At 59.6% G+C, this 15,919-nt stretch carries 10 protein-coding genes and 1 pseudogene; 5 read left to right on the forward strand and 6 right to left on the reverse strand.

The window, feature by feature from the left end:
- Nucleotides 1–1,315: pseudogene (locus tag FJV47_RS11590) on the forward strand (ISL3 family transposase); the annotation flags it as partial.
- Here the strand turns inward: FJV47_RS11590 and FJV47_RS11595 are convergent.
- Together FJV47_RS11595 and purU are read right to left on the reverse strand one after the other, a co-directional pair.
- Nucleotides 1,281–1,772, reverse strand: a complete 492-nt coding sequence (locus FJV47_RS11595; protein WP_159613191.1) for a hypothetical protein — start codon at nucleotides 1,770–1,772, stop codon at nucleotides 1,281–1,283. The pseudogene FJV47_RS11590 and the gene FJV47_RS11595 overlap by 35 nt on opposite strands.
- Before the next feature lie 248 nt (nucleotides 1,773–2,020).
- A complete protein-coding gene (gene purU / locus FJV47_RS11600) occupies nucleotides 2,021–2,893 on the reverse strand; it encodes a formyltetrahydrofolate deformylase (protein ID WP_159613193.1) in 873 nt (290 codons plus the stop codon).
- Nucleotides 2,894–3,246: 353 nt separating this feature from the next.
- Here purU and FJV47_RS11605 point away from each other — a divergent pair, with 353 nt between their 5' ends.
- Nucleotides 3,247–3,909: a GntR family transcriptional regulator gene (locus FJV47_RS11605; RefSeq protein ID WP_159613270.1), complete on the forward strand. Its 663-nt coding sequence runs from the start codon at nucleotides 3,247–3,249 to the stop codon at nucleotides 3,907–3,909.
- A gap of 45 nt (nucleotides 3,910–3,954) precedes the next feature.
- Here the strand turns inward: FJV47_RS11605 and FJV47_RS11610 are convergent, their stop codons facing one another.
- The 3 genes from FJV47_RS11610 to FJV47_RS11620 all read right to left on the reverse strand — a co-directional run bounded on the left by FJV47_RS11610 (nucleotide 3,955) and on the right by FJV47_RS11620 (nucleotide 8,323).
- Nucleotides 3,955–5,820, reverse strand: coding sequence for a BCCT family transporter (locus FJV47_RS11610; protein WP_159613195.1), 1,866 nt, complete (start codon nucleotides 5,818–5,820; stop codon nucleotides 3,955–3,957).
- Between the two features lie 235 nt (nucleotides 5,821–6,055).
- Nucleotides 6,056–7,270 carry a formaldehyde dehydrogenase, glutathione-independent gene (gene fdhA / locus FJV47_RS11615; RefSeq protein ID WP_159613197.1) on the reverse strand — a complete coding sequence of 405 codons (1,215 nt, stop codon included), beginning with the start codon at nucleotides 7,268–7,270 and terminating at the stop codon, nucleotides 6,056–6,058.
- A gap of 117 nt (nucleotides 7,271–7,387) precedes the next feature.
- A complete protein-coding gene (locus tag FJV47_RS11620) occupies nucleotides 7,388–8,323 on the reverse strand; it encodes a LysR family transcriptional regulator (protein ID WP_159613199.1) in 936 nt (311 codons plus the stop codon).
- Between the two features lie 156 nt (nucleotides 8,324–8,479).
- On the opposite strand from FJV47_RS11620, the gene FJV47_RS11625 reads away from it, so the two are divergent.
- Genes FJV47_RS11625 through FJV47_RS11635 form a run of 3 tightly spaced genes read left to right on the forward strand, consistent with a single transcriptional unit; the run spans nucleotide 8,480 to nucleotide 13,764 of the window.
- The gene (locus FJV47_RS11625; RefSeq protein ID WP_159613201.1) at nucleotides 8,480–9,784 is read left to right on the forward strand and encodes an SRPBCC family protein; all 1,305 of its coding nucleotides are present in this window, start codon (nucleotides 8,480–8,482) and stop codon (nucleotides 9,782–9,784) included.
- Nucleotides 9,781–11,190, forward strand: coding sequence for a flavin reductase family protein (locus FJV47_RS11630; protein ID WP_159613203.1), 1,410 nt, complete (start codon nucleotides 9,781–9,783; stop codon nucleotides 11,188–11,190). The genes FJV47_RS11625 and FJV47_RS11630 overlap by 4 nt, the downstream gene beginning before the upstream one ends.
- Nucleotides 11,191–11,244: 54 nt before the next feature.
- Complete coding sequence (locus FJV47_RS11635; RefSeq protein WP_159613205.1) at nucleotides 11,245–13,764, forward strand: FAD-dependent oxidoreductase; 2,520 nt, start codon at nucleotides 11,245–11,247, stop codon at nucleotides 13,762–13,764.
- Between the two features lie 143 nt (nucleotides 13,765–13,907).
- Here the strand turns inward: FJV47_RS11635 and FJV47_RS11640 are convergent, their stop codons facing one another.
- Nucleotides 13,908–15,809 (reverse strand): acyltransferase family protein, encoded by a 1,902-nt coding sequence (locus FJV47_RS11640; RefSeq protein ID WP_159613207.1) that lies wholly within the window; start codon nucleotides 15,807–15,809, stop codon nucleotides 13,908–13,910.
- Nucleotides 15,810–15,919: the final 110 nt, after the last annotated feature.

Raw genomic sequence — 15,919 nt, forward strand, 5'->3', positions numbered from 1 at the left:
CTACCCCGCCGGCCGGCTTCGGCCGCCCTGACCTAACCGCCTTCGCTCGACTCGACCGCCTCGGTCTGAGCGTGACCGGACAACGACTTGAACCGGATCGTGCGGTCCTCGCGTGCCGCGTGGTGGAACCAGATCAGTGGTGCCGACGGTGCGGCAGCGAAGGCGCTGCTCGTGACACCGTGATCCGGCGGTTGGCCCACGAGCCGCTGGGCTGGCGACCGACCGTGCTGGAAGTTGTAGTGCGCCGCTACCGCTGTGCAGACTGCGGACACGTGTGGCGCCAAGACACCAGCGCCGCAGCGGAGCCACGCGCGAAGCTCTCGCGCACCGGGCTGCGGTGGGCGCTGGAAGGGATCGTGGTCGCACACCTCACCGTCGCCCGTGTCGCCGAGGGACTCGGGGTCGCGTGGGACACCGCCAACAACGCGGTCCTAGCCGAAGGCAAGAGGCTGCCGATCAACGACCCGACGCGGTTCGAGGGCGGGAAGGTGATTGGCGTCGATGAGCACGTCTGGGGCCACACCAGGCGTGGCGACAAGTACGTCACCGTGATCATCGACCTCACCCCGGCCCGGGATGGCGCCGGCCCAGCAAGGCTGCTGGACATGGTCGAGGGCCGGTCGAAGGCGGCGTTCAAGACCTGGCTCACCGACCGCGACGACGCCTTCCGTGACGCGGTCGAGGTGGTCGCGATGGACGGCTTCACCGGGTTCAAGACCGCCGCTGCGGAGGAGATCCCGGACGCGGTCACGGTGATGGATCCCTTCCACGTCGTGCGCCTGGCCGGTGACGCCCTCGACAGGTGCCGGCGCCGGGTCCAACTCGCGATTCACGGGCACGTGGGTTCAGGGACGATCCGCTCTACAAGTCGCGGCGCACGCTGCACACCGCTGCGGACCTGCTCACCGACAATCAGAGCGACAGGCTACGCGCGCTGTTCGTTGATGACGCTCACGTCGAGGTCGAGGCGACCTGGGGTGTCTACCAGCGGATGATCGCCGCCTATCGCCACGAGGACCGGCAACGTGGCCGCGAGCTCATGGAGAAGCTGATCACCGACCTGAGCGCCGGCGTACCCAAGGGGCTCACCGAGCTCACCACCCTGGGCCGGACCCTGAAGAAGCGAGCCGCCGATGTGCTCGCCTACTTCGAACGACCCGGCACCAGTAACTGGCCGACCGAGGCACTCAATGGACGGCTCGAACACCTGCGCGGCTCCGCACTCGGGTTCCGCAATCTGACCAACTACATCGCCCGAAGCCTGCTCGAGACCGGCGGCTTCAGACCCCAACTCCTACACCTCCAATTGGGATGAGCCTGTTTACTTTGCAGTCCACCTGCTCCCCTGGCGCACCGGTTTCACTGGCGATTTCTTTGACGCCATCAAGAAGAATCTTGCAGGTTGCGATCCCATCCTTTGCAGGGGTCGCCGCTACGCCGGCGTCCTTTTGCGCGGTGACCATACTTTCGACGGACCAAACGCTCCCCTTTGAACTCTTGGATTCAACGGTTGCTGAGATTGAATCGTCAGTAACCTCCGTCGAATCCTCACCACGGTTTGCAGCTTCCAGATAGGTCACGTCGCTGAGTTTGTCATCCGATCCACCGTCAACACTGACCTCATACGTAACTGCCCAAGCATCGGACGTTGCATTGTCGTAGGACTGAACCGCACCACAACCAGCCAGCCCAACACTCAATGCCAAGAATGCGGTGCTCGCAGAGAACCTAGCAATGTTGCGGGAGAGGTCAGAAGACGAGAAGTCGCGCATGGAGTTCCTTCAGACGGTCAGTAACGGAATCGGTTGATCCGATACCAAGCCTAAGTGGCTACGAATCCTGGACGCCTCGTAAGTAAGGACGATATTGGCACTCTGTGCTCAAACCACGGGTGGAGTCTGCTGCGTTGCCCGCCCTCGAAGGTTCTTTCCGAAGCTCGTCACAGAGTGCGCAACAAGAAACGCAAAAGCCAGCAACAATACCCAAGTATTGCAACTGGCTTTTCCGGAATTCAGTTCTATTAGCGCAGCACGACCGTGCGCGAACCGTCCATGAAAACGCGATCTTCACAGTGCCAACGCACTGCGTCGGATAGCGCCTTGCACTCGGTGTCGCGACCGGCAGCGACCAGGTGTTCTGGCTCGAAGCTGTGGTCAACTTCCTGTACACGCTGGGTGATGATTGGCCCCTCATCCAACTCGCTGTTGACGTAGTGCGCGGTGGCACCCACGGTCTTGACGCCACGTTCGAAAGCCTGATGGTAAGGCTTGGCACCTTTGAAGGATGGCAAGAACGAGTGGTGGATGTTGATGGCTCGTCCGCTGAGCTTGCGAGTGAGATCGTCGGAGAGGATCTGCATGTAGCGGGCCAGCACTACCAGGTCCACGTCGAAGCGATCCACCAATTCCATCAGCTTGTCCTCAGCTTCAGGCTTGGTGGCCGGGGTTACTGGTACATGGAAGAACGGAATGCCGTTCCACTCCACCTGCTGGCGGTGATCTGGGTGGTTGGAAACTACGGCCGCGATTTCTACCGGCAGCTCACCCATGCGGGAGCGGAAGAGTAGGTCGTGCAGGCAATGACCAAACTTGGACACCATAATCAATACGCGCTTCTTCTGACCCGCTGGGCGCAAGCCCCACGTGGCGTCGTGCTCTTCAGCCAGGTTCTTCAGGTTCGAACGCAGGTCCTCGATAGCAGCTTCGCTGTTTTCGCCGTCGGCCACCTCAAATTCGATGCGCAGGAAGTAAGTGCGTGAGCGCAGATCATCATGCTGCTTGAGTTCACGAATATCGCCGTGGTGATCAAGTAGTAGGCCGGTGACCGCATGGACGATACCCGCGCGCTCAGCACAGGTGTAGGTCAAGACGTATTTGTTGTTCGGTTCGGTCATCGTGCCGCTCCTTGCATTCGCCGAGTCAGCGCTAGCTTCGCCATGGCTCGTGGTGATTGTGAGATCAAAAGGTGGGGAGATTTCGTGGTCAGAGTTCGTTGACGGTCCCCGTCGATTCCTGACTTTTGAGAGTGTCTGAAATGCTGACCATAAGACTGATATATCAATAGCTGATCACAATACTATGTGCGCGCCAGCACAGCGTCAACAACATTTCTCAACCGATTTTTAACTTCTTTGTTCACACCTCTGCGGCTGTCGGCGCGGGGCAAAAAACGTCTGCGAGCTCCACAGGCGATACTCTGTGTGTATTGGCAAGTGCGTTTCCGCCCAGTGAAGAAAGCGAATTTTTGATGGCCACCGATTTCACCAGCACCATCACAGAACAAGGTTCGATGGCAGATCGCGCCTATGCGGCCCTGCGCGACCGCCTGATGCTCTTAGAAATCGCCCCGTCCCATCCGATTCATGAACCGCAGTTGGCCGAAGAACTAGGGGTAGGACGCACCCCGATGCGTGAAGCGCTCAAGCGCTTGGAAATCGACCACTTGGTGGTTTCTTACCCGCGCCGTGGAACCTTTGCCACCTCGGTGGACTTCCACGAGCTGAACTACATTTCAGAGATGCGCCAGGCCCTTGAACCATTGGCAGCACGCAACGCGGCGGCCAACAAGGATCCTGAGATCCGCGCACAACTCACCGATTATCTTGAGCGCATTGACGGATTGGATCCGTCACTGGATCAGCGGTCCCTGTTGCTGTTGGATGTGCAGATTCACCGACTCATCTACAAGGCAGCCAGCAACAAGCACCTGGAAGAAACCCTGGTGCGCCTGGATAATCTGGTGACCCGCATCTGGTGCTTGGTCATTGACCAGATGCCACCTATTGCAGAGCATTTGAAAGAGCATTCGGCCCTCTTGCGTGCCATCCTGGATGGCGATGCGGACCTGGCTGCAGAACTGGTCACCGCACACGTCACCCACTTTGAGCAGGCACTGCGAAGCGCCCCTTAGTTCAAGGCTGGGCCTGAATCCAAGGGGCGCTGTTGCGAGTTTCTCTTACTTGGCGCCTTCCGGCTCTAGATCTGTATCCAGGTCCGGATCCTGGTCAGTTGCCGTGTCGGTAGCCGGCAGGATCACCGGGGCTGAACCAGCTCCGGTAGTTCCAGCCACCTGTACGATCGGTTGCTCCGAGGTCATCAGGCTGAAGTGCTCGCCGGCATGGCGGTCAATTCCTTCATCAACCGCCTGTTCGAGAACCTCTTGGGCGACCTTTTCACGAAGGACCAGTGGGTCATGACTCAGGTCCTTCCATAACGCCACGCAGAGCAGCAGCATTACCAGAACAAATGGCAGGGCCGAGACAATCGTGATGTTCTTCAGCCCGTTGAGCGCTTCAGCCGGGTGATCACCCCCAGCTAGCAACATCACCGCAGCCACCGCACCCACCGCAGTGCCCCAGAAGATCACTGACTTCTTGGTCGGTTCCTCAGCACCTCGTTCTGAGAGTGCACCCATAACAATCGAAGCCGAGTCAGCGCCGGTGACAAAGAAGATCGCGATCAGGATGACGGTGAGCACCATCAGTCCGGTGGCAATCCAGCCTGGCAGATTCAGGCTGCCTAGCAGTGTGAAGAGGATCGAGTCGAAGTCGATATCTGGTGCGCCATCGACCATCCTGGTCAGTGCTGCCCCCATATCGCCACCACGTTCGGCGCGCTCTTGGATACCAATGGCGCCACCGCCGAAGATCGCGAACCAAATCAGCGTTACCGACGATGGAACTAGTAATACGCCGGTCACAAACTGGCGGATGGTGCGGCCGCGGGAAATTCGTGCAATGAACAGCCCCACGAATGGGCTCCAAGAAATCCACCATGCCCAGTAGAAGATCGTCCACGACGACAGCCAGCTGGCCATATCCCCGTCGCCAGAAGCTGCGGTGCGTGAAGCCATCTGTGGCAGGTCTGCGATAAACGATCCCACAGCATTCGGGATGACGTTGAGGATAAACAGGGTTGGTCCACCGATGAAGACCACCAGGGCCAGTGCCACGGCCAACACCATGTTGATGTTCGACAGCCACTGAATGCCGCGTTCAATGCCCGATACCGCCGAGGCAACAAACATCGCGGTAAGAATCGCGATGATCAACACCAGAACGCCAGAGCCTACCGAGTTCATGATGCCAGCAGACTGAATACCGCCACCGATCTGCAGTGCACCCAAGCCCAGTGAACAGGCCGAGCCAAAGAGGGTGGCCAAGATGGCCAGGATGTTGATGGTCTTTCCGCCCCAACCGTGCACGGAGCGCTCGCCAAAGATCGAGGTGAACATCGAAGAGAACAGCTGTGGTCGGCCTAGTCGGAAGCTACCGTAGGCCATTCCCAAACCAACGATGGCGTACATGGCCCAAGGGAACAGGGTCCAGTGGAACAGTGTGGTGCCCATGGCGGTTCCCACCGCGGCCGAGGTTTGACCGCCGACGGTTTCGGGCGGTGGAACCATGTAGAAGTACAACGGTTCGCCCACCCCGTAGAACACCAGACCGATGCCCATGCCGGTGGCGAACATCATGGAGATCCAGGAGACTGTGCTGAACTGTGGCTTTTCGCCGTCTTTGCCCAGTGGGATGCGTCCGAAGTTCCTGGCTGCCACCACCAAAACGAAGATGGTGAAGACCGTGGCTGCAATGACAAAGATCCAACCAGTGTTGGTGATTACCCAGTCCAGGGCCTTGGACGCGGTGTCGCCCAGACCTTCGGGAGAGATGAATCCCCAGGCGATGAACGCCAGGGTCAGGATTCCTGCGATACCAAACACCCAGTAGTCAGTACCGCTGGAAAGATATCTGCGTGGCTTACGTTTTCGTGCTGAATGCAACTCACTGACGAGGTCTATCTCAGGTTGCTCAGTGCTCTTCATGGCATGTCCTTTGAGAGTGAATTAGCGCCCCGCCTACTGGGTGTGGTCCTTGGCGGTTGGCCGGTGGCCAAATCACGGTTTGCTACGTGATTAGGTAGTCGGGAGGGCCATAATTCGGCCTTCTCCCGGGCTTAGTGTGGCAGGCAACCGGCTCCGATGGCGGGCTTGCCGCAGGTTGTGCGGGATCCAAGCTGCACTGCCTGAATCCCGCACCTGCTGCAGATCTTGGGGACGCTTAGGCGCCGATCATTCCGTGTGGATCAAGCACGAACTTCTTGGCTGCCCCTTCATCAAAGGCGGCGTATCCCTGCGGTGCATCCTTCAGGGCAATGGCGGTGGCGTTCACGTTCTTGGCAATCGAAACCTTGTCGGTGAGGATCGCCTGCATCAGTCCGCGGTGGTACTTCATCACTGGGCACTGGCCGGTGACGAAGGTGTGGGACTTGGCAAAACCAAGACCAAAGCGCATGGACAGCGAGCCGACCTTGGCCGCCTCATCGGTAGCTCCTGGGTCCCCGGTGACGTACAGGCCGGGAATGCCCAAGCTACCGCCGGCGCGGGTGATTTCCATCAGCGAGTTCAGCACCGTGGCGGGTTGTTCCTTGCCGGCATCATGGCCGTGTCCGCGGGCTTCGAAGCCTACCGCGTCGATGCCGCAGTCAACCTCTGGGGTGCCCAGAATCTGAGCAATCTGCTCTCCCGGGTCGCCCTTGGAAACGTCCACGGTTTCACAACCGAAGCTACGTGCCTGAGCCAAGCGGTCGGCGTTCAAATCGCCCACAATAACGGTGGCTGCGCCCAGTAGCTGAGCCGAGGTGGCTGCGGCCAGACCGACCGGACCTGCGCCTGCCACATACACGGTGGATCCCACGGTCACCCCGGCGCCGATAGCGCCGTGGAAACCAGTCGGGAAGATGTCCGAGAGCATGGTCAAATCCAAGATCTTTTCCAGTGCCTGGTCGCGGTCTGGGAACTTCAGTGCATTCCAGTCTGCGTAGGGAACCAGCACGTACTCGGCCTGGCCGCCGACCCAGCCGCCCATGTCGACGTAGCCGTAGGCGGAACCCGGGCGGTCGGGGTTCACGTTCAGGCAGATGCCGGTCTGTCCGACCTTGCAGTTTCGACAGCGGCCGCAGGAGATGTTGAAGGGGACCGAAACGATGTCGCCGACCTTGAGGAATTCAACGTCGCGACCCACTTCCACGACCTCGCCGGTGATCTCGTGGCCCAGAACCAAACCTTCGGGCGCGGTGGTGCGGCCACGGACCATGTGCTGGTCAGAGCCACAAATGTTGGTGGCGATGGTCTTGAGGATGACGCCGTGATGGACCTTGCGGCCGATGTTATCCGGGTGCACACCGGGGCCGTCTTTGAGTTCAAATTCCGGGTACGGGGTGTCGATCAGTTCGACTTTGCCCGCTCCTGCGTAGCTGACTGCTAAGTTTCCCATGCCAGACCTTTCACATGAAATATCAGTTGGATACTAATCGGATGTAGGAAAGTCTCCCCATGAGTGTGACCCATGTCAATAGGCTGGGTGAAGTAAGAATCGAGGCAGGAAGCGCGCCTACTCTAGTTCTTCGGCGGAGCGCTGGGAAATAATTCCCTTGGCCGTCTGCTGCAAAATTTTCAAAGATTCTTCAATCATCGGCGAACCCATCGAGCCCTTACGTACCACGGCAACGATGCGACGCGAGGGTTTAGCCACCCCGGAAACGCGGCGGCGCACCACGTTGTCCACGCTGCCCAAGGTGGCCAGTCGCGGCAACAACCCCACGCCCAACCCGGCCCCAATGAACGCGATCATGGTTTCCCACTCCACCGCTTCGTGGGCGATATGCGGGGTGACACCCAGCGAGGTAAAGGCGGCGACAAACAGCGCCCGGTACACCGAGTGTTCGGCTTCGGTGATCCACGGATCATCGGCCAATTGCTCCAGGGACACTGACTTGCTGCCTGCTAGCCGGTGATTGGCGGGCAGCACCACATCTAGCGGATCGTCAAGCAATACCGTCTGCTCAAATCTTGCCTGCACCAAAGTTCCGGTCTGCGACTGACTGGCCACAATCACCGCCAGGTCGATGCGCTCGGAAAGTAAGAGATCCAAACAGCGCTGCGGCTGAGCTTCCACCAGTCGCACCTCCATCTCTGGGCGCGTGGTGCGCAGCCTGGCGGCCAGCGGGGCCAGCAATTCAGCGGCCGCAGTGGAGAAGCCGCCCAGACCAAAGCTTGCCTGCAACTGCCCCGAGGCAGTGCGCGAAGAGGCCATGAGCATCTCCCACTGCGTCACAATGGCATCCAGACCCGCAACGAAATGCCTACCGGTGGCAGTCAACCGGACCCCGCGCCCTTCCTTAACCAGCAGGTCAATACCCAAAGTGCGCTGCAGTTCGCGTAGCTGCGCAGAGACCGCCGAGGGTGAATAACCGGTCAATTCAGCGGTTTTTGCCACATTCTCGGTGGAAGAGAAGACGCGGAGGGTCGAGATGCGTGGATCAATCATGCATATATTCTGCATGATTACATTCGAAATCTTGCGCTTTTCATGGACGCTAATTCTTCCTAATCTCGATTCATGCGGTGGATCACATCGAGGTTCATCTTCCGCTACACCACATCCTCAAGAGCGCGAAGAGCGCTGTGCCTCTAGGAGTAAAAGATGACCGCTTCGGTAAGTACCACGCGCACCTCGCGCGGCAAGCTCGCATCAACACTTGATGAAAGTCAGCTCGCTGAGATTACCGAACTCTTTGCTCAGCGACGTAAGGGTTTTTCGCTCGAAGCACCTTTCTACACCGACCCAGCAATCTTCAAGGTCGAGATGGAAGCCATCTTTGGCACCCACTGGCTCTTCGCGGCCAGCATCGCCGAAGTTCCCGAGCCCGGGGACTACGTCACCTTGGACTACGGGCCACACTCGCTGATCGTACTGCGCACCGACGACGGCGGGGTCAACGTCCTGCACAACGTCTGCCGCCACCGCGGAGCCCGCGTACTGACCGCAGCCTCCGGCAGCACCGGCAACGTGGTCTGCGGCTACCACTCCTGGACCTACGACTCCGAAGGCAACCTGATCCACGCTTCCTCACCGGGCGAGATCGACTTCGACAAGAGCTGCTTTGCCCTCAAGCGTGCGCACGGCCGCGTTGTTGGCGGACTGATCTTCGTCTCCATCGCCGAAGAACCACCGACCGACTTTGACGAAGTCTCCGCGATCTTCGGACCCTACATCGCCCCACATGATCTAGCACGCACCAAGGTCGCCTACCAGCAGGACATCATCGAAGAAGGCAACTGGAAGCTGGTGATGGAAAACAACCGCGAGTGCTACCACTGCGACGGTCACCCAGAACTAGCCTGCTCCCTCTTCCCCACCTGGGGCCTGACCGATGAACTGGTTCCACCACATCTTGAAGAGGTCTGGGAGCGCAACACGGCAGCCAAGGCTGCATTGGAAGAACGCTGCGCCCGCTACGGTCTACCCTTTGAAGTCATCGAGGAACTGGATACCCGCATCGCCGGCATCCGCATCTCCCGTGAATCCCTGGACGGCGAAGGCGAGTCCTTCTCCCCCGACGGCCGCCGCCTGTCCAAGAAACTGCTCGGCGATCTGCGTGACTTCCGCCTGGGCCGCTGCTCCATGCACCTACAGCCCAACTCGTGGTTCCACTTCCAGTCCGATCACGTGATCACCTTCGGCGCTTACCCCATCAACGAACACCAGACCCTGGTTCGCACCACCTGGTTGGTGGCCGACGACGCGGTAGAAGGCGTGGACTACGACCTGGAGAAGCTCACCCACACCTGGAAGCAGACCAACATCCAGGACAAGGCCTTTGTGGAGCTTTGCCAACAGGGCGCCGGCAGCCCTGCCTACCAGCAGGGCCCCTACATGAAGAGCGAATACCAGGTTGAGGCCTTCATCAACTGGTACACCCAGCGCGTACTGGAGCACCTGGCATGAGCGGTGACACTACCGTTGCACGAACCGCCGCGACGTCTGCGCCGACGTCCACCGCGCAGCGCATTCGCGGACTGGAAATGCCGTGGAACCGCGTGCTCTCCACCCAAGATCAGGCAACCAGCGCTGCCAAGGCCCTAGGTCCATGGCACCCGCAGGAGTTCTTGGCCGAATGTGTGCAAAACATCGAGGAAGCCGGCGGGCTGATGACCTTTGTCTTCCGCCGACTCGATGGTGCACCATTGGCCTTCCGCGCCGGACAGTACCTGAACATCGCCTTCCCGGTCTACGGCGAAGATGAAGAGACGGTAGACCGCAGCTACTCCATCTCCTCAGCCCCGACCGTACCGTGGACCTTTAATATCAGCATCAAGCGTGACCCTAAGGGATTGGTCTCCAACTGGGCGCACGAAAACCTGCGCCCAGGCATGGTGTTAGATATGCTCGGCCCGGTCGGTGCCTTCCACCTCGGGGACTCGGATCGCCGAGCCCGCTACCTGTTCTTGGCCGCTGGCGCCGGTATCACCCCGATCATGTCCATGATGCGCACCATTCACACCCTGCCCGGTCAGGCCGATGTGATCGTACTCTGCCACGGCACCGTACCCGGAGACTTCGCCTTCTGGCAGGAGCTGGAATATATCTCCAAGGTCGATACCCGCATCAAGGTCTACTACTCGCTGGGAGATCGCGATAAGCCCAAGAGCTGGAAGGGCTACGCGGGCCGCCTCTCCGCGAAGATGATCGACGACGTCGCCCCTGATGCCAACGGACGCAAGGTTTTTGCCTGTGGCCCGGAAGGCTACCTGAATTCGGCCGCCGAATTTTTGCGTCAGGTCGGCGTGGATGACACCTCGGTGTTTATGGAGTTCTTCTCCGGGGACCGCAAAACCCTGCTGGAATACCAGAAGGAAATTGTCCTCGCCGAATCCATCGCGGAGGAAGTGGCCGAATCCGTGGAAGAGTTCTACGAGAGCCAGCCACCAGAATTGGGCATGTACGAGCCGGAATACGATCAAACCGGAACCATCGAAGCGACCGGCCAGGAACTGATCGCAGTGCCTGCCGACGCACCGGTACCACCGGCAGAACCGATCGATGAGCAACTCCCGCCCGATACCTCCAGCTTCAAAACCGTCGGCGAAGGCACACTAACCATGAGCTTTATGCGCACCGGGGTGAACGTGATGATCAACCCGGATCAGAAGATCTTGGGCGTGGCCCAAAACGCTGGGGTGCGCATCGGAGCCAACTGCCAAGAAGGAATGTGCGGCTCGTGCAAGGTCGTCAAACTTTCCGGTGAGGTCAGCATGAATCACCAAGGTGGGATCCGCGCCCGCGAAATCACCGCCGGCAAATTCTTGCCCTGCTGCTCCACCGCCACCTCCGATCTGGTCATCGACGCCTAGCCACCGCTCCCACCCAGCCACCCAAACGTAGTTCCCCGTATATAAGGAGTCACCATGTCCCCCGCTTCCCCTCGGGTCATCATCATCGGCGCCGGCATCGTCGGCGCCAACCTAGCCGACGAGCTGGCCCTGCTGGGCCACACCAATACCCTGGTCATCGAGCAGGGACCACTAAATATTCCCGGCGGCTCTACTTCCCACGCTCCGGGTCTGGTGTACTCCTCCAACTCATCCAAGTCGATGACTCAGTTCGCGCAGTACACCATCAAGAAGCTCTCCAGCCTGATCGGCCCGGACGGCACCAGCTCCTTCCTACCAGTGGGCGGCCTAGAAATCGCCACCACCGAGGACCGCCTGGCCGACCTACACCGCCGCGCCGGCTGGAACCGCTCCTACGGGGTTGAAGCCGAAGTCATCGACGCGGCCGAGTGCCTGAAGAAGTTCCCGATGCTCGCCGAAGGCAAGGTCCTCGGCGGCCTATACACCCCAGGCGATGGCCTAGCGCTCGCCGCCAAGGGCACCCAACTAGTCATGGAACGCGCCAAAGCTGCAGGCGTAGAATTCCGCGACCGCACCATCGTCACTGACATCGAACAGTCCGGCGGCAAGGTCACCGCAGTGATCTGCGGGGAAGAGCGCTTCGAGGCCGACATCGTGGTCTCCTGCGCCGGCTTCTGGGGTCCAAAGATTGGGGCAATGGTCGGCACCTCCATCCCACTGCTGCCACTGGGTCACCAGTTCGTCTGGACCACCCCGGCCCCTTCATTGGCCGGAATCAACGAACTGCCTAACGGCGCCAGCCGCCCAATCCTGCGCTACCAGGACCGCGACCTGTACTACCGCGAATGGGGAGACCGCATCGGCATCGGCTCCTACGCGCACCGCCCCATGCCGGTGGACCTGGATACCCTGCAGACCTACCGCCCCGAAGAGATCACCCACGAGCGCATGCCGTCCTCGCTGGAATTCACCCCCGAGGACTTCGTCGCCGAATGGGAAGCCACCCAGGAACTGCTTCCAGATCTGCGCAACACCCAAATCCAGCGCGGCTTTAACGGCATCTTCTCCTTCACCCCGGACGGCGGCTCGCTGGTCGGTCAGTCCAAGGAAGTTGACGGCTTCTACGCCGCCGAGGCCGTGTGGGTCACCCACGCACCGGGCATCGCCAAGGCCGTGGCCGAACTGATCCTCACCGGCACCTCCAAGACGGATCTGAGCGACTGCGATCTGAACCGTTTCGAAGACGTACAGACCACCAAGGAGTACGTCAGCGAAACCTCGCAGCAGAACTTCGTGGAAATCTACGACGTCCGCCACCCACTGGAACCACGCACCAAGCCTCGCGCCGTGCGCACCTCCCCGTTCTACTCCCGCCAGCAGCAGCTCGGCGCCTTCTTCCTCGAGGGCACCGGCTGGGAGCGTCCACACTGGTACGAGGCCAACGCCGCGCTCCTTGATGAACTGCCTGCCGAATGGGCTGCCCCAGAACGTGATAGCTGGTCCAACAAGTTCCACTCCCCGATCGCCTCGGTGGAAGCCTGGAAGACTCGTACCGCGGTGGCCATGTTCGACATGACTCCACTGAAGCGTGTTGAGGTCACCGGCCCGGGCGCCGGAGAGCTACTGCAGGGGTTGACCACTGCCAATATGCTGCGTGCACCGGGCATGGTCAGCTACACCCTGCTGCTGAACGAAGCAGGCGGTATCACCAGTGATATCACCGTGGCTCGCATCTCCGACGAGGTGTACCAGGCCGGTATCAACTCCAACGTGGATGTTACCTACCTGAACCGCGAGGCCAAGAAGTTCAACGCCGCCAACCCAGGCAAGTGGGCTGCTATCCGCGATATCACCGCCGGCACCTCCTGCATCGGCCTCTGGGGTCCACTGGCTCCCGAGGTCATGGCCAAGGTATCTAATGATGACATGAGCAACGACGGGCTGAAGTACTTCCGGACCAAGCAGATCACCATCGGCGGCATTCCGGTCACCGCGATGCGCCTGTCCTACGTGGGCGAGTTCGGCTGGGAGCTGTACGCCTCGGCGGATGTCAGCGCCAAGCTCTGGGACGTGCTCTTCGAGGCCGGCCAGGAGCAGGGCATCATTGCCGGCGGCCGCGAGGCCTTCAACTCCATGCGCTTGGAGAAGGGCTTCCGCTCCTTCGGCACCGACATGACCAGCGAGCACGAACCGGAACAGGCCGGGCTGGGCTTCGCGGTCAAGGCCGCCAAGACAGTGGACTTCGTCGGCAAGTCGGCCCTGGCCGAGCGCGCCGCCGCGGCCACCAAGCGCCTGCGCTGCCTGACCGTTGATGGTGGCACGTCGGTAGTCATGGGCAAGGAACCGGTATATGTGAACGGTAAGGTTTCCGGCTACGTCACCAGCGCCGCCTACGGCTACACCGTGCGCAAGCCAATAGCCTACGCTTGGCTGCCAATTTCTGTAGAAACGGGCGACTCGGTAGAGATCGAGTACTTCGGCAAGCCAATCGCCGCCACCGTGGTGAATGATCCACTATACGATCCACAGATGGAGCGCCTGCGCGGTCTGAGCTTGGCCACCGTGGCCAGCTAATGATGAGCGATAGGTTTTAGCGACAAATATTAGCGACGCATATTAAAGGTCGGGTACCGCCTTTGGGCGGTACCCGACCTTCTCCTTTATATAGGTATAAAAATTCCGAGTTTGGGAGCCTTCGGTCGCTTCATCACCCTCCGTTAGAGCTTCTGCACGGCATCCGCCAGCAGTTGTCCGTAGGCTGCGCCACCATGTGGCCCGGGATGAATATCGTCGCGGGCCATGTCATCAACGGTGGGTGCGGTCCGCGCCCAATCAACAATATGGGTCTTGGAATCTGACTCGGCCGTAGCGCGCAAGCTGTCATTAACATGACCGATCCACTGCCGTGGTGCCGAGGCGGTAATCAGCAACAGCTCACGCTTGGCTCCGATCACCGACCGGATCTGCTCTAGTGTTCCAGCTGATACATCGCCATTGGTACCTAGACCCACCACTACCACCTTGCGCAGTTCACCCGCGCTTTTCAGCTCACGTAACCGTGCCGGAGCATCCCAAATCTGCGCCCCGACCGAGGCATGAATCGAAATACCTGGCAGCTTTTTGAGCATCTGTGGCGATGAAGCAAGCATGACCGAATCACCCAATGCTGTCACGTCTAGACCGGTAAATTTTTTTCGCGCAGTTTCGTTTTTCGACAGCTTCTGTGTCGAGTTTTCCTGCCGCGAATCATCTGTTGCCTGCGGTTGCTGTTCTTCAGCCGCCGGAGCTTTCGCTTCTTCGTCCAAGGCAATCTGAGCCAGGGTCAGTTGCTGCTCCAACTGGCTCTGAGCAGGCGAAGCCATTAGCACGGAGGCCGCGCACAACGGTACGAGCACCAGGGCTAAGAGCGTGGCCACCGCGCCAAAGCTTCTCGTGGCACCATTCCATACCTGCAGGGTTCTGCCGGCAATGTTCTTGGCCCACCCGCTCAGGGTGAGTATGAAACCATACTGCAAGATGGGCTGTTCAATAACCCGCCATGACAGTTGGGCCGCCAGAAAAATCAACGGGATGACACACAAGACCGCTGCAGTCTGCGCTTGGGGTGGAAAGATCGTCTGAGCCAAGACCAGTAGTGGCCAATGCCAAAGATATAACCCATAGCTGCGCTGACCTAACCACCGCAGGTAATTATGGCTGAGTAAGATGTATCCCCAAGTTCCAGAATTTCTCAGGGTCATCATCAATACCGTAGCTGCTACGCAGAACAGTGCCATTCCCCCTTGGTAGGTGGCAGCTGAGGTATCGGGAAGCACGAAGAAGGCCAGCAACAGGCAACAGATGATCAGGATCTGCGAGCATTGAATCAGCATACGGGCCCGCTGTGATCTACCGCGGCGAGATACCTGTCCTCCCGCACACGCCACCGCGCCGGCCGAGCCCAGAAGCAGTCCAAAACCGTGAGTCCACGTCCCGAAGTACAAGACACTAGAGTCTGCCGAAGCATCAAATCCCCAAGCCATACTCGCCGCCGAGGCAGCCGCCACCACAAGGATTCCGCACATCAGTGCGCCCCTCTTGCGCAAGACTCCGGCTAAGAGGACCAACACCAACGGCCACAACACATAAAACTGTTCCTCGACCGCCAAGGACCAAAAATGTTGGAAATAGAGTGGTTCCACGGAGGAAAAATAGCTGTTACCGTGGGCAATCTGCATCCAGTTGCTGGTGTAGGTCAGCGCGCCGGCCCATTGCCAACGAAGGCCTGCCGGAAGTTGCCCTACGGCCAGCAAGGCCAACGCGGTACAGATGACGAGTACCAGAAGCATGGCCGGAACTAAGCGTCGAGCCCGGCGTAACCAGAAACCGCGCAGGTCCGGGAATCGCCTGCCTGTCATGGACTTGAGCAAACCACCTGTGATCAAGAAACCACTGAGGGTGAAAAACAGATCTACTCCCAGGAACCCGCCTGGTAAGAAACTCGGCCAGAAGTGATACGTCATGACAGCCAGCACGGCGATGCCTCGCAGGCCGTCAAGGCCAAGATTGCGGCTGGTTGGTTGAGTTTTGTCGTCCGCTGAGTGCGGCGGGGCTGCGGAAAGGGTCACTGGCTGAATCACATAATTAATACTTCCCATTCGCCACGACGAACAGCTCTCTGCCAGCTATCGCCCATGCATCAATTTTGTTACACAATCGACGGATTCAGTTCCGGCAGTTTCGCGCATTT

This window comes from Glutamicibacter sp. JC586, from assembly GCF_009805585.1.
Taxonomy (GTDB): Bacteria; Actinomycetota; Actinomycetes; order Actinomycetales; family Micrococcaceae; genus Glutamicibacter.